General features: G+C 67.2%; 17 protein-coding genes. 6 read left to right on the plus strand and 11 right to left on the minus strand.

The annotated features are described in order from the left end of the window. Positions 1-11: 11 nt before the first annotated feature. From FGU64_RS03980 to folP, 4 genes are read right to left on the minus strand one after another with little or no spacing between them, the layout of a single operon-like run. Positions 12-1,205, minus strand: a complete 1,194-nt coding sequence (locus FGU64_RS03980; protein ID WP_139950971.1) for a low temperature requirement protein A — start codon at positions 1,203-1,205, stop codon at positions 12-14. Beyond that, positions 1,202-1,741 carry a 2-amino-4-hydroxy-6-hydroxymethyldihydropteridine diphosphokinase gene (folK, locus tag FGU64_RS03985; RefSeq protein ID WP_139950972.1) on the minus strand — a complete coding sequence of 180 codons (540 nt, stop codon included), beginning with the start codon at positions 1,739-1,741 and terminating at the stop codon, positions 1,202-1,204. The genes FGU64_RS03980 and folK overlap by 4 nt, the downstream gene beginning before the upstream one ends. Then, positions 1,725-2,090, minus strand: a complete 366-nt coding sequence (gene folB, locus FGU64_RS03990; RefSeq protein ID WP_136353652.1) for a dihydroneopterin aldolase — start codon at positions 2,088-2,090, stop codon at positions 1,725-1,727. Before folB ends, folK begins: the two co-directional genes overlap by 17 nt. Continuing rightward, entirely contained in the window at positions 2,087-2,941 is an 855-nt protein-coding gene (folP, locus tag FGU64_RS03995) for a dihydropteroate synthase (RefSeq protein WP_139955257.1), read from the minus strand. Before folP ends, folB begins: the two co-directional genes overlap by 4 nt. 93 nt (positions 2,942-3,034) lie before the next feature. On the opposite strand from folP, the gene FGU64_RS04000 reads away from it, so the two are divergent. After that, the gene (locus FGU64_RS04000; RefSeq protein ID WP_246671237.1) at positions 3,035-3,652 is read left to right on the plus strand and encodes a DUF922 domain-containing protein; all 618 of its coding nucleotides are present in this window, start codon (positions 3,035-3,037) and stop codon (positions 3,650-3,652) included. A gap of 250 nt (positions 3,653-3,902) precedes the next feature. Then, positions 3,903-5,384 carry an MDR family MFS transporter gene (locus FGU64_RS04005; protein ID WP_139950973.1) on the plus strand — a complete coding sequence of 494 codons (1,482 nt, stop codon included), beginning with the start codon at positions 3,903-3,905 and terminating at the stop codon, positions 5,382-5,384. Between the two features lie 105 nt (positions 5,385-5,489). Here the strand turns inward: FGU64_RS04005 and FGU64_RS04015 are convergent, their stop codons facing one another. Next, a complete protein-coding gene (locus tag FGU64_RS04015) occupies positions 5,490-5,810 on the minus strand; it encodes a 2Fe-2S iron-sulfur cluster-binding protein (protein WP_136353646.1) in 321 nt (106 codons plus the stop codon). Between the two features lie 147 nt (positions 5,811-5,957). Then, complete coding sequence (locus FGU64_RS04020) at positions 5,958-6,326, minus strand: Hpt domain-containing protein (RefSeq protein ID WP_139955259.1); 369 nt, start codon at positions 6,324-6,326, stop codon at positions 5,958-5,960. Positions 6,327-6,605: 279 nt separating this feature from the next. On the opposite strand from FGU64_RS04020, the gene FGU64_RS04025 reads away from it, so the two are divergent. Next, entirely contained in the window at positions 6,606-13,121 is a 6,516-nt protein-coding gene (locus FGU64_RS04025; RefSeq protein ID WP_139950974.1) for a kinesin, read from the plus strand. An 81-nt stretch (positions 13,122-13,202) separates the two neighbouring features. Here the strand turns inward: FGU64_RS04025 and FGU64_RS04030 are convergent, their stop codons facing one another. The 4 genes from FGU64_RS04030 to FGU64_RS04045 all read right to left on the minus strand — a co-directional run bounded on the left by FGU64_RS04030 (position 13,203) and on the right by FGU64_RS04045 (position 17,258). Further along, positions 13,203-13,799: an ABC-type transport auxiliary lipoprotein family protein gene (locus tag FGU64_RS04030; protein ID WP_180375624.1), complete on the minus strand. Its 597-nt coding sequence runs from the start codon at positions 13,797-13,799 to the stop codon at positions 13,203-13,205. A gap of 76 nt (positions 13,800-13,875) precedes the next feature. After that, entirely contained in the window at positions 13,876-15,249 is a 1,374-nt protein-coding gene (locus FGU64_RS04035; RefSeq protein ID WP_136353640.1) for an MlaD family protein, read from the minus strand. A 13-nt stretch (positions 15,250-15,262) separates the two neighbouring features. Further along, a complete protein-coding gene (locus tag FGU64_RS04040) occupies positions 15,263-16,075 on the minus strand; it encodes an ABC transporter ATP-binding protein (protein ID WP_139950976.1) in 813 nt (270 codons plus the stop codon). A gap of 1 nt (position 16,076) precedes the next feature. Then, positions 16,077-17,258, minus strand: a complete 1,182-nt coding sequence (locus FGU64_RS04045; protein ID WP_139950977.1) for an MlaE family lipid ABC transporter permease subunit — start codon at positions 17,256-17,258, stop codon at positions 16,077-16,079. A gap of 77 nt (positions 17,259-17,335) precedes the next feature. On the opposite strand from FGU64_RS04045, the gene dgcA reads away from it, so the two are divergent. Beyond that, the gene (dgcA, locus tag FGU64_RS04050; RefSeq protein WP_139950978.1) at positions 17,336-18,319 is read left to right on the plus strand and encodes an N-acetyl-D-Glu racemase DgcA; all 984 of its coding nucleotides are present in this window, start codon (positions 17,336-17,338) and stop codon (positions 18,317-18,319) included. On the opposite strand, the gene FGU64_RS04055 is transcribed toward dgcA, so the two are convergent. Beyond that, complete coding sequence (locus tag FGU64_RS04055) at positions 18,290-19,504, minus strand: MFS transporter (RefSeq protein WP_139950979.1); 1,215 nt, start codon at positions 19,502-19,504, stop codon at positions 18,290-18,292. The two genes, dgcA and FGU64_RS04055, sit on opposite strands and share 30 nt — an antisense overlap. 224 nt (positions 19,505-19,728) lie before the next feature. Here FGU64_RS04055 and FGU64_RS04060 point away from each other — a divergent pair, with 224 nt between their 5' ends. Both FGU64_RS04060 and FGU64_RS04065 read left to right on the plus strand, forming a co-directional pair. Then, positions 19,729-20,508, plus strand: coding sequence for an SDR family oxidoreductase (locus FGU64_RS04060; protein WP_139950980.1), 780 nt, complete (start codon positions 19,729-19,731; stop codon positions 20,506-20,508). A 157-nt stretch (positions 20,509-20,665) separates the two neighbouring features. Further along, positions 20,666-23,002, plus strand: a complete 2,337-nt coding sequence (locus FGU64_RS04065) for an NADP-dependent malic enzyme (RefSeq protein ID WP_139955260.1) — start codon at positions 20,666-20,668, stop codon at positions 23,000-23,002. Positions 23,003-23,037: the final 35 nt, after the last annotated feature.

Below are 23,037 nucleotides of genomic sequence, written 5' to 3' on the forward strand. Positions count from 1 at the left end.
ATCGGCCGAACTCAGGCCTTGTGCGCGGCGCGGCTTTCGCCCAGCCGCTGCTCCCAGTAGGCGATGCCGAACAGGATGACGGTCGTGGCGATGCTGAGCGGCAAGGGCTCGGCATAGGGGCCGACCAGCCCGACGAGCAGCAGCAGCGCCAGGCCGACCAGATGCGACAACGGCACCATGCCCGACGTGACCTTTTTGAACATGAGGTTGCCGAAGACGTAGAGCGCCGGGCCGCCGACCAGGGTGAGAATGGTCGCAAGGTCGGCATGGTGGCCGTTCGGATGCGCCACCGTCAGTTCGTCCGCGACGGCGGTGACGATGATGCCGCCGACCAGCAGCACCGGAAGATAGGTATAGGCGATGCGCGCGATACGGCCGGGATCGTCGGAGGCCTCGATGCGATGGCGGCCGGTCTCGGCGCCGACGTTGAAATAGAGCCACCACATGGCGACCGAGGCGCCGAACGAGGCGAGGAATGCCAGCACGACGCCAGTATTCAGTTCGACTTCGGCGAGCGTCGCGCCCATCACCACCACGGATTCGCCGAGCGCGATGATGATGAAGGCGGCACTGCGTTCGGCCATGTGGCCGCCGTCGATGTCCCAGTCGGTGGTCGGCGTGGCGCCGAGCCAGGGCGTCCAGAAACGCAGCGACGGCGAAATGTATTCCAGCACGAGGGCAACGATCCACAAGGCGAAGCGCGCCTCGCCCTCGGCCAGTGCGCCGGCGATCCAGAAGACGCCCGAAAGCACCAGCCAGGCCAGGATGCGGCACATGTTGTGGTAGTTCGGCCGATCATGCGGACGGAAGGCCCATGCGGTGAAGGCGGTGCGGCCCACCTGCATGAACACATAGGCGCCGGCGAACATCAGGCCGCGTTCGGTGAATGCCTCGGGGATGGAGGTGGAGAGCACAAGGCCCGCCAGCATCAGCACGAACAGCATGAACTTGACCGGTCCGCGCTGCGGGTCCATCCAGTTGGTAACCCAGGCGGTGTAGACCCACACCCACCACACCGCCATCAGCAGGAAAGCCGCCTGGAACGCGCCGAGCAGCGTCAGGTTGTTGAGCAGCCCGTGCGAGATCTGGGTCACGGCAAAGACGAAGACGAGGTCGAAGAACAGCTCGACGAACTCGACTTTCGCCTCGCTGCCGGGCAACCGCTTGCGGCTCAGGTCTTCGCGCGCGCCGAGTTTGGTGCTCATGCCTTTGCCCCGTCCCCTTCCGCTCCAAGCTGCCACCAATCGCGCCCCGAAGGCAATCGCTCGATGCCGGCGGCGTCGAGGGCGGCGAGGCGGTCTGCGGCGGGGGCGCCCTTCACCGTCAGGCCAGGGGCGATCTCGGCCAGCGGCGCCAGCACGAAGGCACGCTCTGCCATGCGCGGATGCGGGATTTCCAGCCCGGATTCGTGGATTTCGCGATCGCCGAACATCAGGATATCGATGTCGATCAGGCGCGGCCCCCAGCGCTCGGCGCGCACGCGCTTGAGCCGGCGCTCGGCCTCCAGGCAAAGCTCCAGCAGCCCGCGCGGGTCGCGGCCGGTCGAAAGCTCGGCCGCCGCATTGAGGAAATCCGGCTGGTCGGTCTTGCCCCATGGCGGCGTGCGGTAGAGCGAGGAGACCGCGACCACCTCGGTGGCCGCGTCGGCGTCGAGCATGCGCAGCGCCGCTCCCATCGAAGCCGCCGGGTCGCCCAGATTGCCGCCGAGGCTGAGATAGACGGTGCTATTGCGGCCAGACAACATTCACCTCGACATAGTCGAGCACGCCGCGCACGGGCGCGTTCGGCTTGCGGACGGTGATCGACGCCTTCCTGATCTCAGGGAACCGCGCCGCGAGCGCCTTGGCGACTTCCAGCGCCAGCGCCTCGATGAGGAAGCGGCGCTTGCCGGTGACGATCGCCTCGATGACGCCGAAGGCGACGCCGTAATCGACGGTGCTGTCGATGGAATCGGCTTCCAGCGAAGCAGCAGGCTCGACCGTCAGTTCGGCATCGACGTAAAAACGCTGGCCAAGCGCCTCCTCCTCGTCCAGCACGCCGTGCCGGGCAAAGAAGGCGCAGTTCTTCATGCGGATCGTGTAGGTGGTCATGGTGTGTTCCGGCGGGCGGCCTCCAGGGCGAGCATAGCATCGGCGACTGCCAGCGCGTCCACGTTGATTGCGACATCGTGGACGCGAAACAGATGCGCCCCCTTGAGCCGCAGGATAACGCTGGTGGCGGCCGTGCCCGCCGCGCGGTCCGCCGCCTCGCGGCCGGTGACGGTGCCGATGAAGCGCTTCCTCGACGTGCCGGCCATGAGCGGGAAGCCGAGGTTGAGCAATTCGCCGAAGCGGGCCATCAGTTCGAGGTTGATTTCGGCCGTCTCCTTGGCGAAGCCGAATCCGGCGTCGAGCACGATGCGGTCGTCCGGCACGCCGGCCTGCCGGGCGATTTCCAGCGACTTGCCGAGAAACATCGTCTGGTCGGCGATGACGTCGGCGAGCACGTTGCGTTCCCGCCCCGTATGCATGATGACCAGCCCGGCGCCGGTTTCGGCGGCGACCGCGGCAATGCCGGGCTCGCGCTGGAGGCCCCAGACGTCGTTGACGATATGGGCACCGGCCGCCACCGCCAGCCGCGCCGTCTCGGCCCGGAACGTGTCGACCGAAATCAGCGCCCTGCCCTCGTCCGCCAGCCGCTCGATGACCTGCAGCACGCGCCGCTGCTCCTCGCCGGCGGTGATCGGCTGGGCGCCGGGCCTCGTCGATTCGCCGCCGACGTCGACGATCGCCGCGCCCTCGTCGATCATGCGCCGCGCCTGCTCGAGAGCTTTCTGCGGCGCGTCGAACAGGCCGCCGTCGGAAAAGCTGTCGGGCGTGACGTTGAGGATACCCATTACGACGGCCTTGGCGCCGAGGTCGAGATGGCGCCCATGCGCCAGTTGCCATCGTCTCATCGTGATTGCCGGCCAGTCTCGTGGTGACCGATTTGCGTTGCACCGGCGACGACCGTAACGCAAGGTGCGTCCAGGTCGTAATGGCGATTTAGCGGCAACATGATGATGCGTTTCCTGGTTTGCGCCCTGACATGCGCCTGCATGGCCGTTCCGGCCGGCGCGGCGAATCTGGTCAAGACATACGCCTATTACACCATTCACGGCCGCACGCTGGACGACATCCAGCATGAGCTGTCGCGACGCGGCCCGACGGTGAAGACCACCGGCCTGCGCCATCCCGGCGCCACGCGCATGGCCTTCAACACCCGCATCGGCTACGCCGACCAGCCCGGTTCCTGCCGCATCGTCTCGGCGGTGGTGACCGTCAAGGCGCGTGTCATCCTGCCGCGCTGGCGCCAGCGCGGCCGCACCGACCGCGACGTCCGCATCTTCTGGGACACGCTGGCCGCCGACATCAAGCGCCACGAGGAGCGCCACGTCGAGATCGCCAAGAACCATGGACGCCAGTTGGAGCAGGCGTTGCTGGCCATCGACCGGCAGGACAACTGCAAGGATGCGGCGGCCAAGGCGAAGGACGTCACCGCCCGCATCCTCGCCAGCCACGACCGGGCGCAGGTGCAGTTCGACAAGGTCGAGGGCATCAACTTCGAAAGCCGCATCCTGCGGCTGCTGCACTACCGCATGGAGCGCATCGAGGCCGGCAAGCTGCCGGGTTGATCCCGGCCGCGAACGGTAACAATTTCGGCTGTACCCGCCGTCGCGTCTCGACACCGGCCCCGCGTTTCTGCTAGGTCGCGCCCGCTGTTTTCAGGAAACGCACGCCGGTTGGTAGTCCGGCAATCCCGCCTGCGGGATCCGAAGCCCGCCACGGTGCGCGGCCCACAGCCGGGTTGGAACGAATGCGTCCTGTCGATTCGCGGCCGGTTCGCGCGACGTCGTTCCAGATGGAAACATGCAGGAAACAGCCATGGACCGGATCGCACAGGACCAGAATGCCTCCACCGGCCGAACGCCGCTGAGCGAGGGCGAAAAGAACACCATCATCGCCGGCGTGCTCCTGTCGATGCTGCTCGCCGCGCTCGACCAGGCCATCGTGGCGCCGGCCATGCCGACCATCGGCGCAGCCCTCGGCCATGCCAGCTACCTGCCTTGGATCGTCACCGGCTATCTCCTGACCGCGACGGCGATGGCGCCGCTCTACGGCCGCATCTCCGATGTCTACGGCCGCCGGCCGACCATGTATGCGGCGATCCTGATCTTCCTCGCCGGCTCGCTCATCAGCGCGCTCGCCACCAACATGCTGGTCCTCGTCGTCGGCCGCGCGGTGCAAGGCATCGGCGGCGGCGGGCTGTTCGCGCTGACGCAGACCGTCATCGGCGACCTCGTGCCGCCGAAGGAGCGGGCGCGCTATGCGGCCTGGATCTCCGGCACCTGGGCGGTCGCCTCGATCGCCGGCCCCCTGCTCGGCGGCATCTTCGCCGAACACCTCCACTGGTCGCTGATCTTCTGGATCAACCTGCCGCTCGGCGCGCTCGCCATGCTTATCATCAACAACCCGCTGAAGAAGCTGCCGGTGGCGGCCAGGGACCACAGCATCGACGGCTGGGGGGCGACCGTCCTCGTCGTGGCGACCTCGTTGCTGCTGCTGGCCCTCAACTGGGGCGGCAGCACCTATTCATGGTCGTCGCCGCAGATCCTCGGCCTGCTGGCGGCCTCGGCGCTGTCATGGGCGCTTTTCGCCGCCCGCCTGCTGCACGCGGCCGAGCCGCTGATCTCGCTGGAGGTGCTGTCGAACCGCATCGTGCTCGCCGGCACGCTTTCCATGTTCCTGCTGCAGGCGGCCAGCATCGGCCTTTCCGTCTACCTGCCCGTCTATCTGCAGGCGGTCCTCGGCCTGACGGCGGGCGAGTCCGGCATGGCGATGCTGGGGCTGCTGCTCGGCACGGTGGCCGGCGCGACGACCAGCGGCAAGCTGGTCCCGCGGTTCGTCCACTACAAGCGCATCGCCCTGATCGGCATCGCTTTCGGCGTAATCTGCCTCGGCCTGTTCGCCCATCTTGCCGGCAGCGCCTCGCTGACGGTTGTGGAGGTGCTGACCACGCTGATCGGCTTCGGCATCGGCACGTCGTTCCCGGTCGCCACCGTCTCCGTGCAGAACGCCGTCGACCACGCGCATCTGGGCGTCGCCACCGGCGTGCTGACCTTCCTGCGTTCGCTGGGCGGCGCGCTCGGCGTCGCCGCCCTCGGCACCATCGCGCTCAGCCGCCACCTGCCTCTGGCCGGCGAAGGCATGGCCACCGGCGCCGCCCAGGTCACGGAAGGAAACGCCTTCGGCGTGATCTTCCTGTCTGCCGCGGCGATGCTGGCCGGCTCGTTCCTGATCCTGTGCCTGATGCCGGAAAAGCCGTTGCGCGGCGGCCCCCCGGTCGAAGCCCCGATGGTGGAATAGGTCTTAGATCGCCGTGCGTCCAATCGGACGCACAAAGGACGATCTAAATTATTGATAGAGCATCGGAATCACCGAAAACCGGGTCCCACTTTTCGGTCCAATGCTCTAGCCCTGCCGCTCGGGCACCCTGACGACCAGGCCGTCGAGTTCGTCGCGCACCTTGATCTGGCACGACAGGCGCGAATTGGGCTGCACCTCGTAGGCGAAGTCCAGCATGTCTTCTTCCATCGCTTCCGGCTCGCCCACGACGTCGGTCCATTCCGGATCGACATAGACATGGCAGGTCGCGCAGGCGCAGGCACCGCCGCACTCCGCCTCGATGCCGGGCACCGCGTTGCGGATGGCGTTTTCCATCACGGTCGAGCCGTTTTCAGCCTCGACATCGAAGCGCGTGCCGTCGAAGGCGATATAAGTCAGCTTGGTCATGCGTCACCTGAAGGGGAATTGCAGCCGAGATAATGGCTCCGCGCGACAAGTCAACTGCGGCGCAAAACCGCCCTGTGATGACGCATTTGCGGAAAGCGGTTCAATCGGCCACGAAGCGGCGATGCGCTGGCCTTGCCGGATCGGGCGCTAGCGGCTGATGGCCGCGACGAAATCGCGGACGCTGTCGATCAGTCCGCCGAGCCGCTTGAGCGCGCGGCCGTCCTGCGGATCGCGCTCGATCTCGGCCGCGCAGTCGGCGACGGCGAAGGCGCCGATGCCGCGCGCGGCCCCCTTCAGCCCATGTGCCAAAAAAAGACGCCGCTTGGCATCCGCCGCCGCGATTTCGTCGCGCACCGACAGCGCCTGCTGCACGAACAGGCCGAGCACCTCGCGTTCAAGGTCGCGGTCGCCCATCGTCTGGCGGGCAAGGTGGACGAGGTCCACGGGCCGGCCCGGCGACTGGCCGCAGGCTTCCCCGCCAGGCATCGAGAACGCCACGTCCGCTTGCTTACGCACCATCGTCTGCTCCTGCCGGACCATCGAAAACAAGGGCTTGAGGCTAGTTCGATCCGGTGGACGGCGGGTTAACGGCAGAACGTGAAAAATGTTGGGCGACAGGCCTTCGGCTCACGCTTCCGTTAACCTTATATTTAAAGTTTTACGTATGTCGCCGAATGCATGTTTTCTTTACCCACCTGTGTCACTACGATACGCAGGGTCCATATGAGCCTCATGCGCGGGGGCAAAAAACGACAATAACAGGTCCCGCAGCAGCTAGTACAGGGTAGCGAAGGCATGGCGAAGAAAACAACGACAACAAAATCCCTCGACAACGAAGTGGCCAAGGAACTCGAAGCCGCGCTGGACATCGATCTCGCTTCCGACAGCGGCGATCTGGACATCGCCGCATCGATGGAGGACCTGGAAGCCCAGATTTCGCAGGCCGCCGAGGAGCTCGCGCGCGCCGGCCGCGCGGAGAAGCCCGCGGCCGCCAAGCCGGCTCCCGCCGAGGCCGAACCTGCCCGGCCCGCCGCCAACCAATCCAGGCCTGCGGACCTGCGTCCTGTCGAGCCGCGCTCCAACGGCACCCAGCCGGCAGCGGCCTTCGCGCCTGCCAACGACGACCGCCAGAAGGATTACAAGTCCCTGCTGCACGGCCTCAACCGCCGCGCCTCCAACACCATCTATTGGATCGTCGCGCTGATCTCGGTGGTCTGGATCGCGGGCGCGGCTGCGCTTGCCCACCTGCTGTTCGGTCCGTCCATCTGGAACATCCGCACCCTCGACCAGCTGCTCGCCCGTCCCGAGCTGATCGGCGTCGCCGTCGCGGCAATCGTGCCGGTGGTGCTGTTCTGGGCCTTCGCCGCCATGGTGCGGCGCGCGCAGGACATGCGGCTTGCCGCGCAGTCGATGACCGAGGTGGCCTTCCGCCTCGCCGAGCCGGAGAACCTCGCCCAGGACCGCGTCATGATGATCGGCCAGGCCGTGCGCCGCGAGGTGGCCGCCATGGGCGAAGGGATCGAGCGCACGCTCGCGCGCGCCGTCGAGCTGGAAACGCTCGTCCACAGCGAAGTCAGCCAGATCGAGCGCTCCTACTCTGAGAATGAGGCCCGCATCCGCCAGCTCGTCGACGGGCTGGGCAGCGAACGCGAGGCGGTAGTCAACCACGCCGAGCGCGTGCGCGCCTCCATCGCCGGCGCGCACGAGACGCTGCGCGACGAGATCGGCGCCGCCTCCGACCGCATCCGCGAATCCATCATGGGCGCCTCGACCAACCTGTCGATGACGATCACCAATTCCGGCGACACGCTGATCGACCGCATCAATGAAAGCTCGATGTCGATCTTCGATTCGGTCGAGACCCGGCTGGATACGATCACCGAGCGCCTGTCGACCTCCGGCGAGGCCTTCGCCTCCCTGCTCGACACCCGCATCGCCAAGCTGACCGACACCACCGACGGCCTGACCCGCTCGCTGACCGACCTGCTCGACGACCGCACCTCCGGCATGGTCTCGCTGCTCGGCGGCGCCGCCCGCAACCTCAGCGCCGAGTTCGAGGCCAGCCTGAACGGCATCGAACGTACGCTCGCCGAGCGCGGCCAGGCCCTGATCGGCGAGTTCCAGACCCGCGCCGAGGCGCTCGATACCGGCACGCAGAAGCTCAACGCGGCGCTGGAAGCCCGTGCCCGCCAGATCAACGAGACGCTGGTCGAGCGCGCCAAGGAGATCAACAACGCCTTCACCACCGGCCAGCAGACCCTTTCGGCCATGATCGACGACGGCAAGACGCGCATCGGCGCCGACATGGCCGATATCGTCAACTCCACCTCCGCCATGCTGGAGGCACGCGCCAGCGACTTCGCCGGCCGCATGGAGGCCGCGCGCCACACCGTCTCGCGCACCTTCGACGCAGACATCGCGCGGCTTGCCGAGGCCCGCGCCGGCATCGAGGAAGCCGTCGAGAACCACAGCCGCAACCTCGCCGAAAGCAGCGAACGCATGGCCGCCGCCATGCATGCCGACCTTGGCAAGTTCGCCGAGGGCCGCGCCGAGATCGACGCCACCGTCACCGCGCAGGTGCAGAAGCTCGCCGAGGGCCGCAACCTGATCTCGCGCGCGCTGGAGGAAGACCTGCGCAAGGTCAACGAAGCCCGCGCCGCCATGGACGCCTCGCTGGGCAGCCATCTGGAGCGCCTCGAAGAAGGTCGCGGCAGGCTTTCCGTTGCCTTGAACCAGGACGCCGACAAACTGACGCAAGCGCGTACGATCATTGATGAAATGGTCGCCGGGCACGTCGGCAAGCTGGCCGAGGGTCGCAACATCCTGTCGCGCGCCATGGAAGCCGACCTCGCCAAGCTGGCGGAAAGCCGCGCCGGCATCGACAGCCTCGTCGCCGGCCAGGTCGAGAAGATCGCCGAAGGCCGCGCTGTGCTGGCCAGGGCGCTCGAAGCCGACGCAGAGAGGCTGAAGAGCCTGATGGAAAGCCATTCCGTCAAGCTGGCCGAAGACCGTGGCGAACTGGGCCGGTCGCTTGAAAACGACCTCTCCAACATCAGGACGCTGGTCGCCGACCATTCCGACAAGCTGGCTCAGGAACGCTCGTTGCTGTCGCAGACGCTGGAATCCGACCTCGCCAAGCTGGCGGAAAGCCGCTCCAGCATCGACGGGCTGGTCGCCGGTCAGGTCGAGAAGCTGGCCGAGGGCCGCGACATCCTCAAGCGCGCCATGGAATCCGATCTCAACACCATCCGCGGCGTCATCGGCGAGCAGTCGCAAAAACTCTCCGAGGATCGCTCTCAGTTCGCCCAGGTGCTGGAAAGCGATCTCCAGAAGGTCAACGAAATCGTCCACGGCCACATGGAACGGCTCGCCGCCGAGCGCGCCGCCCTGTCGCAGACGCTGGAATCCGACCTCGCCAAGCTGGCCGAAAGCCGCTCCAGCATCGACGGGCTGGTCGCCGGCCAGGTCGAGAAGCTGGCCGAGGGCCGCGACATCCTCAAGCGCGCGCTGGATTCCGATCTCAACACCATCCGTGGCGTCATCGGCGAACAGTCGCAGAAGCTCGTCGAGGACCGCGCGCAATTCGCCAAGGTGCTCGAAGACGACCTCGGCGCCCTCAACCGCAGCGCCGAAGAACACAAGGCACGCATCGCGGCCGAACGCGCCACCCTCTCGCAGGCGCTCGAAGCCGACTTCAAGAACGTCGACGGCTTCGTGCAGGAGCATATGGACAGGCTGACCGTCGGGCGCGCGGCGCTGTCGAAAGCCATGGAAGACGACCTCGCCAAGCTGGCGGAGAGCCGTTCGAGCATCGACGGGCTGGTCGCCGGCCAGGTCGAGAAGCTCGCCGAAGGCCGCGACATTCTCAGGCGCGCGCTGGAGAACGATCTCCACACCATCGGCGGCGCCATGGAGGAGCAAGCACAGAAGCTCGTCGACGGTCGCGCCAGATTCGCCAGCAGCCTGGAAGACGATCTGCGGGCCGTCAACGAACTGGTGAACAGCCACCAGGACCGCCTTGCCGCCGATCGCTCCACCCTGTCCCGCGCACTAGAAGACGATCTGGCCAAGCTGGCGGAGAGCCGTGCAAGCATCGACGGACTGGTCGCCGGCCAGGTCGAGAAGCTGGCCGAAGGCCGCGACGTCCTCAAGCGTGCGCTGGAAGAAGACCTCGCCAAGCTGGCTGAAAGCCGCGCCGGCATCGACGGGCTGGTCGCCGGCCAGGTCGAGAAGCTGGCCGAAGGCCGCGACGTCCTCAAGCGCGCGCTTGAAGAAGACCTCGCCAAGCTGGCCGAAAGCCGCGCCGGCATCGACGGGCTGGTTGCAGGCCAGGTCGAGAAGCTCGCCGAAGGCCGCGATATCCTGAAGCGCGCCCTTGAAGCCGACCTTGCCAAGATCGCGGAAAGCCGCGGCGGCATCGACGACATCATCGCCGGCCATGTCGGCAAGATCGCCGAAGGCCGTGATATCCTGACCCGGGCGCTCGACGAAGACCTCGGCAAGCTTGCCGAGGTGCGCGGCGACATCGATCGTGCCGTCACCGGCCACATCGACCAGATCGCGGCGCGCAGCGCCCGCATCTCCGATGCCATCGGCGCCGACATCGAGAAGATGGAGGACGCCTTCAACCGCCAGACCGGTATCATCGAGGAACGCGCCGGCACCATGCAGCGCGCGCTGTCGTCCGGCGTGGACAACATCCGCGGCGTGCTGGAGCAGAGCGCGGTGTTCGTCGCCGGCGCGCTGCGCGAAAAGGTCATGGAAGTGACCAGCGCCCTGCACGAGCAGGCCGGGATCGCCTTCAGCGACGCCGACCGCAAGATAGCCGAACGCGCCGAGCAGACCTCGGCCGCGCTGCTCGCCCGTGCCGAGGATATCGCCCGCACCTTCGAGGAGGCGGACGGCCGCATGGCGGCGCGCGCGCAGGACACGTCCAGCGCGCTCATCGCTCGCAACGAGGAAACGGCGGCGGAACTCGCCGCCCGGGCCGAGGCGATCGCCGCCACCTTCGACAGCGCCGACCAGAGGCTGGTGGCGCGTGCCGTCGAGACGGCGCAGTCGCTGGCCGCCCGCGCCGGCGACATCCTGCGCAACTTCGAGGACGCCGACCAGAAGCTCGCCCGGCGCATCGGCGAATCGGCCGAGGCGCTGGCCTCGCGTGCGACCGACCTCGGCCGCATCTTCGACGGCGCCGACGAGCAGCTGTCGCAGCGCATCGCCGAGGGCTCGCAGGCGCTTTCGGCGCGCGTCGCCGAGATCGGCCAGGTGTTCGACGACGCCGACGGCAGGCTCGCCTCGCGCATCGCCGAGACGGCGTCCACCATCGGCCGGCAGGCCGACCATATCGTCGGCGCCTTCTCCGAGACCGAGCAGCGCGTCGCCGAGCATGTGCGCCAGACCGGCGCCCAGCTCGCCGGCCATGCCCGCGACATCGAACAGGCGCTCACCGGCGCCGACGAGCGGCTGGCCGCGAGCGCCGAGACGACGGCTGCCCGCGTCGAGGAGCATGTCTCCAATGCCGAGAGCCGGCTGGCCCGCTCGGCCGAGACCATGGGCCAGAAGCTCGGCGAGCAGATCGCCGAGGCCGAAGGCCAGCTCGTGTCGCGCGCCAACGTGATCGCCGAAACCTTCACCGCGGTCGGCCAGCATATCGGCCAGAGCACCAACGACGCGGCAAAGACCATCGGTGCCAACACGCGCGAGCTGAATTCCATGCTGGCCTCGCGTTCGGCCGAACTCTCCAAGATCCTGGACGAGACGGCGCGGCCGCTGGTCGAGCGCTTCGCGGCGGGCGGCTCCGAGCTGCAGCGCTCCATGGAGGAAGCGACCGAACAGGCGACCGAGAAGCTGCGCCGCGAGAATGCGGCGCTGGTCGACGCCATCGCGTCCCGCACCGCCGAGACGCTCTCGGCGGTCGACGGCGCGCGCTCGACACTGGCCGACAACGTGACCGACCTGATCGGGCGCATGACGGCCTCGTCCAGCCAGCTGGGCGCGCTGATCGAGAAAGCCGCCACCAATCTCGGCCAGGTCGAATCGCAGCTCACCGGCTCGACGCAGAGCTTCGCGGCGACCACCGAAAAGGCCGCGCAGACCTTCGCCAGCTCGGCGCGTCTGGTCGATTCCAACACGACAAGGCTGACCGAACTGTCGTCTGCGACCTTGCGCGAGGTGGCCTCCATCGCCACCCGCTTCGACGAGCACAGCCGGCTTCTGGCCAGCGCCTCCGACCTGCTCTCCTCCGCCCAGAGCAATCTGGAGCACACGCTGGAGCGGCAGTCCTCGCTGGAAGACCTCGCCGTCGGCCTGGTCAAGAAGTCGGAGGACCTGGAAAAGGTCATGCGCTCCTTCGAGGGCCTCGTCGGCAAGACGCTGGAAAACGCCGAAGGCAAGACGCTGGAGTCGGCCGACAAGATCCGCACCGCCATCGGCGAGGCGATCGAGTCCGCGACGCAGCGCTTCGCCAGCGCCACCGAGGAGATGCGCCACACCGCCAAGTCCATCAAGAGCGAGCTCGATCTCACCCGCGCCGAATTGCGCAAGGGCGTCATCGAGATGCCGGAAGAGGCCAAGGAATCCACCACAGCTATCCGCCGCGCCGTTTCCGAGCAGATCAACGCCTTGAAGGAACTGTCGGAGATCGTCGCCAAGTCGGGCCGCAGCGTCGACGTTTCGCCGCCGCGCGGCCAGCGCCCTGCCCCGCAGACGTTGCGCGCCGCCGCCGAACAGCAGCGCCGCCCGGCGGCCCCGCCCGCCCAGCCGGTGCGCCCGGCTCCGCAGGCACCGGCCGGCGACGGCATGCGCGGTACGCTCGAACTCGAGCGGCAGCGCGAGACGGCGCGTCCGCAGCAGGGCGGCTGGGTGCAGGACCTGCTCGCCGGCGCCTCGCAGGACGATGCCGCAAGGCCAGCGGCGACGCCGCGCACCGAAGCGCCGCGTCCGGCACCCGCCCAGCGCTCACCGCTGCATGTGGTCGAATCGCTGAACTCGCTGTCGGTCGACATCGCCCGCGCCATCGACCACGAGGCCTCGATCGAGCTGTGGAACCGTTACCGCAAGGGCGAGCGCGACGTCTTCACCCGCCGGCTCTACACGCTGAAGGGCCAGCAGACGTTCGACGAGATCCGCCGCAAGTACCAGAGCGAGCCGGAATTCCGCGCCGCCGTCGACCGGTACTGCGACGACTTCGAGAAGCTGTTGAAGGACGTTTCGCGCAACGACCGCGACAACATGATGACGCAGACCTATCTGACCTCCGATACGGGCAAGGTCTACACCATGCTGGCGCATGCCGGCGGCCGGTTGCGGTAGACGCATCGGCAGAGAGACCGACACGAAAAAGGCGGGAGAAATTCCCGCCTTTTTCTTTTCCCTACAGGCCGCGCAGAGGCGTCAGATGACCGAATCCGTCCAGCGCACGATATCGGCGGCCGCCTTGCCGAAGGCGGCGTCCAGCGCATCGACATAGGCCTTGTTGCCGGCGCCTGCCACGGGCGCGTTTGCGCTGAAGCTCCTGGCAGCGCGGACCTCGCCGTTGCGGTCGTTGAGCAGGCGCACGAAGATCTCCACCTCGGCGCGCTCGCCCTGGTCGGCGCGGATCTCGAAGGAGCGGATCTCGCTGATAACCTGGTAGTCGATCGCCAGCCCCTCGCCCGGCTTGCCGACACCGGCGAAGCTGCCGGCGTTCTGGAAGGTTTGCGCCAGGCGCGCCTGGACGATCAGCGGCAGCCGGTCGGCCCATTGCGCGCCCTTCAGGTACTGGATCGCGCGCGCGCCGGTCTTGATGACGATGTTCTGGCCGTCCAGCGCCTTCAGCGCCGCCGGCTCGGCGATGAGGATCTGGCGGCGACTGTGGCGCTGCGCCGCGACCTGCGGCGCCGACAGTTCGAACGTGTCGAGCGGCGCGGGGCCGCCTCCCGGAAGGGCTGCGCATCCGCCGAGCCCCAAGGCCAGCGCAAGTGCGATCGTTGGAAAGGTCTTGGACTTCACGCGCGATCCCCGTTGCCGCAAGTCTCGGCCGGCCCCTCCCGGCGGCTCATGTTCTTGGCCGTGGCGCGCGGCAAAGTCAACGCCGTGCCCTGCCGTCGTACTGGCGAACCTCGCCGTCGCCGCCCGAAAGGATGCGCTGCGGGTTGCGTTGCAGGTCCGTCACCGCCTGCTCGATGCGGTTGATGGAACGGCGGCTGTCCTGGACCAGCGCGTTGACGTTGCGCAGGCCCTCGCCTGAGAAGCGCGCCAGGTTGTCGGTGATGGTGCCGAGACGGGCGTTCAGCGTGTCGGCCACCTGCTTGAAGGATTTCAGCGTCTCGCGCGCATCGGCCATCACGCCGTTGGCCTCGCCCGAGCCCAGCAGGTTGTCCACCTTGACGAGGATGCCGTCGACCCGCACGGAGGCATTGTTGAGGCGTTCGGCAAGCTGCTTGGCATCGCTGATCGTCTGGTCGATATCGTCGGCGCGGTTGGCGAATTTATGCGTCACCTCGGCGATGTCGGCAGCCGCCTGGTTGGCATTGTCGCTGGCCTTGTTGATGTTGGCCAGCGCCTGTTTCACGTCGTTCGGGTCGATGCTGTCCAGCACGCCGTCCACCTTGGCCAGCGTGCCTTGCGTCTTCTGGGCGAAAGCGTTGATCGAGCCGACGGCGGTATCGACCTTGCCGAGGACCGCGTCGAAGCGGTCGCTGGTCGCCTTCAGGTTCTTCGTCGTGCCGTCGATATTGGCGACGATCTCCTTGACCTTGTCGCGGTCCACGGCGGTCAAGAGATCCTGCGCCGCCGACAGCGTGCCGTCGAGCTTGCCCGAAACACCTTGCAGCGTTTCGGAAAGCGAGGAGACGCTGGCAAGGAACTTGTCGACGCCGTCGGAATTGCGCGCCAGCGCGTCGGAGAATTTCTGCGCGTTCTGCACGGTCTGGGTCAGCGGGCCACGCACGTCGGTCGCAAAGCCCTCAAGTTCCGAGATCACCTTGTCGGCGCGCGTGAAAATGTCCTGCGCGGTCTGCAGGAGATTGGTGACGGCGGAAGGATTGGCGACGATCTCGGCCACCTTGCCTTCCTCTTCGGCCTCGTCGAGCAGCTTGGGCTCCTTGGGATCGGCGCCCTTCAGTTCGATATTGGCCTGCCCGGTCAGCCCCGCCAGCCCGATATCGGCCTGCGTCGACTTGGTGATCGGCGTCATCCGGTCGACCTCGGTATCGGCGATGGCGACAGTCGGGTTGCTGACGTCGATGTAGACGCGGCGCACGTCGCCCACCTTGACGCCGTTGAACATGACGAAGCTGCCGCGTCCGAGGCCGGAGGCGGACCCCGGTATGCGCACGCGCAAAAGCACCGTCTCGCCCTTGTCGCCGATCGCCGCCGTCCAGTAGACGAAGCCGAACGCCGCCAGGATCGCGACCAGCGTGAAGATACCGACGATGACGTAGTTGGCCCTGGTTTCCATCGCGCCCTAGCTTCTATGCCCGCGCCGCAAGATCAAGCTGCCGCGCCCGTTTTCCGCGGAAATACGACTTCACCCATGGCTCCTCGCTTTTCAGCATGTCCTCGATCGTGCCTTCGACCAGGATTTTCTTGTTGCCCAGCACAGCCACGCGGTCGCAGGCGGTGAACAGCGAATCGAGGTCGTGCGTGACCATGTAGACGGTGAGGTCCATCGTGTCGCGCAGCTTGACGACGAGTTCGTCGAACTCGGAGGCGCCGATCGGGTCGAGGCCGGAGGTCGGCTCGTCGAGGAAGACGACGTCGGGGTCGAGCGCCAGCGCGCGGGCGAGCGCCGCGCGCTTGACCATGCCGCCGGAAAGCTCGGACGGGAATTTTCGCGCCGCATCCGGCGGCAGGCCGACCAGTTCGATCTTGAGCAGCGCCAGTTCGTCCATCAGCGTCTTCGGCAGGTCGAGATATTCGCGCATCGGCACCTGCACGTTCTCCAGCACCGTCAGCGCGGAAAACAGCGCGCCGTGCTGGAACAGCACGCCCATCCTCATGTCGATGCGCAGCCGCTCGGCATCGCCGGCCTTGTCGACGTCGACGCCGAACAGTTCGATCGTGCCGGCCTGCTTCTTGTTGAGGCCGAGAATGGTGCGCAGGAGCACCGATTTGCCCGCCCCCGAGGCGCCGACGAAGCCGAGGATCTCACCACGGTGGATATCGAGCGACAGCTTGTCGAGGATGACCTTGTCGCCAAAGGCGACGGTGATGTCGCGTGCCGAGATGACGATCCCGTCGCCCTCGGCGCCGTTCAGGCCAGCCTTTTCTTCTGCAATGGCCATGTCAGAACTCGATGGCCGCGTAGAAGATGGCGAACAGGCCATCGAGGATGATGACGATGAAGATCGACTTCACCACCGAAGCGGTCACATGCTGGCCGAGCGATTCGGCGCTGCCCCCCACCTTCATGCCCTCCACCGAAGCGATCGTGCCGATGATCATGGCCATGAACGGCGCTTTTATGAGGCCCGCGAAGATGGTGCTGAGGTCGATGGCGGCGCGCAGCCGGTCGATGAAGGCGGCCGGCGGAATGTCGGAATAAAGCCAGGCCGCCGCCATGCCGCCGCCCAGCGCCGCGAAATTGGCCAGGATCGTCAGGCACGGCACGCCGATGACCAGCGCCACCAGCCGCGGAAACACCAGGACGCCGATGGGGTTGAGGCCGATGACCTTCAGCGCGTCGACCTCCTCGCGCATCTTCATCGAGCCGATCTCGGCGGTGATCGCGCTGCCCGAGCGGCCGGCGATCATGATGGCCGTCATCAGGACGCCGAGCTCGCGCAGCACCAGCACGCCGACGAGGTCGACCACGAAGATGTCGGCGCCGAAGTAGCGCAGCTGATAGGCGCCCTGCTGGGCGACGATGGCGCCGACGATGGCCGACATCAGCACCACGACGGGAATCGCGCCGACGCCCATGCGGTCGATCTGGTTGAAGATCGCCGCCGGGTTGACCGCGTGGCCGCGGCCGAGCTTCATCTGCGCGCCCCGGATGGTGGCGCCGAGGATGTTCATGGCGGCGATGAAATCGTCCCGCATCTCGTAGACGCGGCGTCCGATCGCCTCCAGCGCACGGATGACGATGTTGGGCGGCCGCTCCGGGGGCGTGTCGTCGTTGCGCCGCGCCGCCTCGCCGACGGCATCGAGCAGGATCGACGTGATCTTGCTCTGGCCCTGCACCTGGACCTCGACACCGCGTTTGCGATTGGCTTCCTTCAACCGGTCGATCAGCCAGGCGCCGGCCGTGTCGATCTTCTCTATGCCCGAAAGGTCGAGCGCCAGCGTCTTGAATCCGCTTCGCTTTTCGATCGCACGCATGTCGGCGTCGACATCGGCGACGGTACGCGTCGTCCAGGTGCCGGCCAGCGCGCAGCCGAGCACGTCGCCGTCCTCGCCGACGGCGAGGCGCGCCCGCCGGCCGTTTGGCGCCTCCCCGCTTGCATCCGACTTGCCGATCGTCAACATGGCACCTGTTTAGCCTGACAGGCCCGGCCTGTCGATTTGCGCCCCGGCCCCGGCGGGGGCAGCGGAGGAAGAAAAACATGGTGCGTGGCATTTCGGTCGACAAGGAAAGCTTCCCCATCGCCGGAACCTTCACCATCTCGCGCGGCTCCAAGACCGAGGCCGAGGTGGTGACCTGCACGATCAGCGAGGGCGGCCATGCCGGCCGTGGCGAATGCGTGCCCTACCGCCGCTACGGCGAGACGCTGGAAGGCGTGGTCGCGGCAATCGAGGCGATGCGAAGCGCCGTCGAGGGCGGCATCGACCGCGACGAATTGCTGGCAGCGATGCCGGCGGGTGCGGCCCGCAACGCCATCGACTGCGCCTTGTGGGACCTGGAGGCCAAGGCGACCGGCGTGGCCGTCTCCGAACGGCTGCGCCTTGCGCCAAGGGCGCTGGAAACCGCCTATACGCTCTCCCTCGGTTCGGCCGAATCGATGGCCGCGCAGGCGCGCGAAAACGCGTCGCGGCCGCTGCTCAAGGTCAAGATCGGCGGCGGCGACGGCGACATCGAGCGCATCCGCGCGGTCAGGCAGGCCGCCCCGGCAAGCCGCCTCATCCTCGACGCCAACGAAGGCTGGACGGACGAAACCGTCGCAGCCAATCTCACTGCTGCCGCCGAACTCGGCGTCGCGCTGGTCGAGCAGCCCCTGCCCGCCGGCCGTGACGGCATTCTCGCCACGATCGCCCATCCGGTGCCGATCTGCGCCGACGAAAGCGTACACGCGGCAAAGGACCTGCCGGCACTCACCGACCTTTACGACGCCGTCAACATCAAGCTGGACAAGGCCGGCGGCCTGACGGAAGCGCTGAGATTGCGCGACGAGGCGCGCCGGCTGGGCTTCGGCGTCATGGTCGGCTGCATGGTCGGCACCTCGCTCGCCATGGCGCCGGCCGTGCTGCTGGCGCAGGAGGCCGATTTCGTCGATCTCGACGGCCCGCTGCTCCTGGCGCGCGACCGCGTCCCCGGCCTGACCTACCAGGGCTCGCTGGTTTCACCGCCCGAGCGCGGCCTGTGGGGCTGAGCGCGCGGCGAGGCGGATGAGCACGAAACCGGCCAGCGCCACCGGCACCATGGCGTAGCCGCCGTCGAAGCCGAAACGCGCATAGAGCGGTCCGGAGGCCAGCGTCGCCACGGCGGTGAAGAAATAGTTCGAGAAATAGGCGATGCCTTGCGCCGCGCCCGTCTGCCTGTCGGCGACCGTCTCGCCGATCATCTTCTGCAGGCCGATCAGCACCAGCGCGGTGGAAACCGCATGCAGCGCCTGCACGGCGAAAAAGCCCGGCACGCCGAGGCCGAACGGCCAGATCAGCGGGAACAGCGCCCAGCGCAGCGCAGCGCCCACGGCGGCCGCCAGGATGAGCGTGGCCACCGGAACCTTGCCGAACAGGCGGTTGAATCCGAAGAACATGCCGACCTCGGCCACCACCGCGAAGGCCCACAGCATGCCGATGACGGAGTCGCTGATGCCGATCGAGCGCCAGTAGATCGAGGCGAAGCTGTTGATGAAGGAATGGCTGGCGATGACGACGCCGGCGCCGAGCACGAAATAGAGAAAGTAGCCGTTGAGCAAACGCGGCGCCGCCTCCTGCATTCCGGTCGCGGACAATGGCGAGGCAAGGCGCGGCGGACCGAGGCGGGGTGCTGCAAGACCGACGACCAGCGTCAGGCAAAAGGCACCGAAAACCAGCACAGGCACCGCGTCGGCGCCGGTGGCGGCGAGAATGAAGCCACCGGCGAGATTGGCCAGCAGGAAGGAGATCGAGCCCCAGATGCGCATCGCCGTGTAGTTGGCGCCGAAACGGCGCACGCCCGAAAGCGCCAGCGAATCGGCGATGGGCGAATGCGGCGTCCACACCGCCGCCAAAAGCAGCGAGACGGCGAGAACGACGGCGTAGGTGGGCTTCAGGAAATAGCCGGCGGAGACGACCACCGAGGTCGCGACCAGCAGGTTATAGACATTGGCCCTGTCGCGCGCCCTGTCGGCGAGCGCGGTGAAGACCGGCGTCGTCGCCACGCGCAGGAACATCGGCGCCGACAGGATGACGGCGATCTCCTGCGGGCCGAAGCCGTGGCGCTCCAGCCAGAGCGGAAAATAGGGAACGTAGATGCCGCCGGGAATGAGCAGCGTAAAGAACATCGCCGCCAGCCTCAGCTCGAAATAGCGAGGCCTGATCTTCTGTTCGGGCGAAAGCGGCGGCAGCGACATCCGGGAATTTCCGTGGCGACTCGTGCCGCATGGCCGGCGCCTGTTCGCCCCATATCATGCCCGAAAATCGTTCGGAATGGGCGATCAGGCAGTTTTTGATTCGATTCAGACCTGTTGTTGCCTCGCGTCGTCTTGGCTCTTGCCGGCTCATGCAACAGCGCTCGGCAGTTGCGCTTGGTCCAGCGCCGAGGGTAGCCTCGCACCGCAACAGGAGAACGTTTGCCATGGATCTCGGCATAAGCGGCCGCAAGGCCATCGTCTGCGCGTCGAGCAAGGGGCTTGGCCGCGGCTGCGCCATGGCGCTGGCGGAAGCGGGCTGCGACCTCGTCGTCAACGGGCGCGACGCCGCGCTGTTGGCGAAAACGGCCGCCGAAATCCGCGAGCGCTACAAGGTGACTGTCACCGAGGTGGCCGGCGACGTGTCCGACCCGAAGGTGCAGAAGGCGCTGCTCGCCGCCTGCCCCGAGCCCGACATCCTCGTCAACAACAACGGCGGCCCGCCCTTCCGCGATTTCCGCGAACTCGACCGCGAAAAGATCCTCGCCGGCGTCACCAACAACATGGTCACGCCCATCGAACTGGTGCAGGCCGTCATCGACGGCATGGCGGCGCGCGGCTTCGGCCGCATCGTCAACATCACCTCGCTGTCGGTCTATACCCCGCTTGCCGGCCTCGACCTGTCGTCGGGCGCGCGCGCCGGGCTGACCTCGTTCCTTGCCGGCGTTGCCCGCACCGTCGCCGACAAGAACGTCACCATCAACAACCTCCTGCCCGGCAAGCTGGACACCGACCGGCTGCGTGGGCCGCACGAACCGGGTTCGGTCGAGGACCCGGCAGCGGCAGCGGCGCGCAAGGCGCGCATTTCGGCGGACATTCCGGCAAAGAGGCTGGGAACGCCGGAGGAATTCGGCCAGATCTGCGCCTTCCTCTGCTCGGTGCATGCCGGCTACCTCACCGGCCAGAACATCCCCGTCGACGGCGGGCTCTATGTCAGCGCCTTCTGAGACAGGCATCCGCACGAACTTTCCGGCTGAAAATATTGAAACACATTCACTTCTTTGCCTTTGACCCCGATCGCGCATTTGCCGGCTCGAAAACCTTTCGACGCGTGCTAAAAGGAAAGGAGATGGGAGTGGCGCAGCCATGGCGGCGGGGACCGAGATGAAGGGTGAAAACAAGAAACCGGCGCGTTCCGACCTCGACGAGGCGGCGCTTTTCTTCCACAAGCACCCGACCCCCGGAAAGCTGGAAATCCAGGCCACCAAGCCGCTCGGCAACCAGCGCGACCTGGCGCTTGCCTATTCGCCCGGCGTCGCCGCCCCCTGCCTCGCCATCCAGGACGACCCGGCGCTCGCGGCCGACTACACCAGCCGCGCCAACCTCGTCGGCGTGGTGTCGAACGGCACGGCCGTGCTCGGCCTCGGCAACATCGGTCCGCTCGCCTCCAAGCCGGTGATGGAAGGCAAGGCGGTTCTGTTCAAGAAGTTCGCCGGCATCGACGTCTTCGACATCGAGATCGACGCGCCCGGGATCGATCGCATGGTCGAGACCATTTCGGCGCTCGAACCCACCTTCGGCGGCATCAACCTTGAGGACATCAAGGCCCCCGAATGCTTCGAGGTGGAGGAACGGCTGAAGGCGCGCATGAGCATTCCGGTGTTCCATGACGACCAGCACGGCACCGCCATCATCGTGGCGTCGGCGGTGCTGAACGCGCTGGAACTGGCCGGCAAGGAGATCGGCAAGGTCAAGATCGTCACCTCCGGCGCGGGCGCGGCCGCGCTTGCCTGCCTCAACCTTCTGGTTTCGCTCGGCGCCAGCATCGACAACATCTGGGTCACCGACCGCCACGGCGTCGCCTATAAAGGCCGCGTCGAGGAAATGGACCGCTGGAAGGACGCCTACGTCAAGGATACCGACGCCCGCACGCTGGCCGACGTGATCGGCGGCGCCGACATCTTCCTCGGCCTGTCGGCCGCCGGCGTGCTGAAGCCCGAACTGCTCGCCGACATGGCTGAAAAGCCGCTGATCCTGGCGCTCGCCAATCCGACGCCGGAGATCATGCCGGAGGTGGCCCGTGCCGCGCGGCCCGACGCGATGATCTGCACCGGCCGCTCCGATTTCCCCAATCAGGTCAACAACGTCCTGTGCTTTCCTTACATCTTCCGCGGCGCGCTGGACTGCGGCGCCAGCGCCATCAACGAGGAGATGAAGATGGCGGCCGTGCGCGCCATCGCCGGCCTCGCCCGCGAGGAGCCGTCGGACGTTGCCGCCCGCGCCTATTCGGGCGAGACGCCGATGTTCGGTCCGGATTTCCTCATCCCCTCGCCGTTCGATCCGCGCCTCATCCTGCGCATCGCCCCGGCTGTCGCCAAGGCTGCCTGCGAAACCGGCGTGGCGACACGGCCCATCGAGGATTTCGCCGCCTATATCGACAAGCTGAACCGCTTCGTCTTCCGCTCGGGCCTGGTCATGAAGCCGGTCTTCTCGGCGGCGAAGACAGCGAGCCTGAAACGCGTCATCTATGCCGACGGCGAGGACGAGCGCGTGCTGCGCGCCGCCCAGGTGGTGCTGGAGGAAGGCATCGCCGAGCCGATCCTGATCGGCCGTCCGCACGTCATCGAAGTCCGCCTCAAGCGTCACGGCCTGCGCATCCGGCCGGGCGTCGATTTCGGCCTCATCAACCCGGAAGATGATCCGCGCTACCGGCACTATGTCGACCTGCTTATGGAACTCGGCGGCCGCCGCGGCGTCACGCCGGAAGCCGCGCGCACCAAGGTGCGCACCGAAAACACCGTCATCGCAGCCCTTGCCGTGAAGCGCGGCGACGCGGACGCCATGCTGTGCGGGCTGGAAGGCCGCTTCGCCCGCCACCTGCGCAACGTCAACCTCATCATCGGCAGCCGGCCGGGCATCGAGGACCGCGATCTGTCGACGCTGTCGATGCTGATTTCGCAGCGCGGCGTGCTGTTCCTCACCGACACCCATGTGACGGTCGATCCGAGTGCGGAGGAAATCGCCGAGATGACCGTGCTCGCGGCGGAAGAAATCCGCCGCTTCGGCATCGAGCCGAAGGCGGCGCTACTGTCGCTGTCGGACTTCGGCTCGCGCGACGTGCCGAGCGCCATGAAGATGCGCAAGGCCGCCGAGATCCTGCACCGCATCGCGCCCGACCTCGAATGCGACGGCGAGATGCACGCCGACACCGCGCTTTCGGCGCATCTGCGCCAGCGCGTGAACCCCGGCTCGCGCCTGAAAGGGGAAGCCAACCTTCTGGTCTTCCCTAACCTCGACGCCGCCAACATCACCCTGACCGCGCTGCAGGCGACGCTCGACGCGCTGCATGTCGGGCCGATCCTGCTCGGCACCGACAAGCCGGCGCACATCCTGACCCCGTCGGTCACCTCGCGCGGCGTCGTTAACATGACCGCGCTTGCCGTCGTCGAGGCCTCACAGCGGGCACAGGCGACGCTGAAGCTCGACGCGCCGACAGCGTAAAGAACGGGTTAACTCGCCGCGCGCTAAGCTTTCGC

This window comes from Mesorhizobium sp. 8 (assembly GCF_006351905.1).
Taxonomy (GTDB): Bacteria; Pseudomonadota; Alphaproteobacteria; order Rhizobiales; family Rhizobiaceae; genus Mesorhizobium; species Mesorhizobium composti.

What these genes read in the sequence shown, in the direction of transcription:
- folB (WP_136353652.1), bottom strand. Translation starts at nt 2,090, where the DNA reads ATGACCACCTACACGATCCGCATGAAGAACTGCGCCTTCTTTGCCCGG.
- FGU64_RS03980 (WP_139950971.1), bottom strand. Translation starts at nt 1,205, where the DNA reads ATGAGCACCAAACTCGGCGCGCGCGAAGACCTGAGCCGCAAGCGGTTG.
- FGU64_RS04035 (WP_136353640.1), bottom strand. Translation starts at nt 15,249, where the DNA reads ATGGAAACCAGGGCCAACTACGTCATCGTCGGTATCTTCACGCTGGTC.
- FGU64_RS04000 (WP_246671237.1), top strand. Translation starts at nt 3,035, where the DNA reads ATGATGATGCGTTTCCTGGTTTGCGCCCTGACATGCGCCTGCATGGCC.
- FGU64_RS04040 (WP_139950976.1), bottom strand. Translation starts at nt 16,075, where the DNA reads ATGGCCATTGCAGAAGAAAAGGCTGGCCTGAACGGCGCCGAGGGCGAC.
- FGU64_RS04015 (WP_136353646.1), bottom strand. Translation starts at nt 5,810, where the DNA reads ATGACCAAGCTGACTTATATCGCCTTCGACGGCACGCGCTTCGATGTC.
- FGU64_RS04065 (WP_139955260.1), top strand. Translation starts at nt 20,666, where the DNA reads ATGAAGGGTGAAAACAAGAAACCGGCGCGTTCCGACCTCGACGAGGCG.
- FGU64_RS04060 (WP_139950980.1), top strand. Translation starts at nt 19,729, where the DNA reads ATGGATCTCGGCATAAGCGGCCGCAAGGCCATCGTCTGCGCGTCGAGC.
- dgcA (WP_139950978.1), top strand. Translation starts at nt 17,336, where the DNA reads ATGGTGCGTGGCATTTCGGTCGACAAGGAAAGCTTCCCCATCGCCGGA.
- FGU64_RS04055 (WP_139950979.1), bottom strand. Translation starts at nt 19,504, where the DNA reads ATGTCGCTGCCGCCGCTTTCGCCCGAACAGAAGATCAGGCCTCGCTAT.
- FGU64_RS04025 (WP_139950974.1), top strand. Translation starts at nt 6,606, where the DNA reads ATGGCGAAGAAAACAACGACAACAAAATCCCTCGACAACGAAGTGGCC.
- FGU64_RS04005 (WP_139950973.1), top strand. Translation starts at nt 3,903, where the DNA reads ATGGACCGGATCGCACAGGACCAGAATGCCTCCACCGGCCGAACGCCG.
- FGU64_RS04045 (WP_139950977.1), bottom strand. Translation starts at nt 17,258, where the DNA reads ATGTTGACGATCGGCAAGTCGGATGCAAGCGGGGAGGCGCCAAACGGC.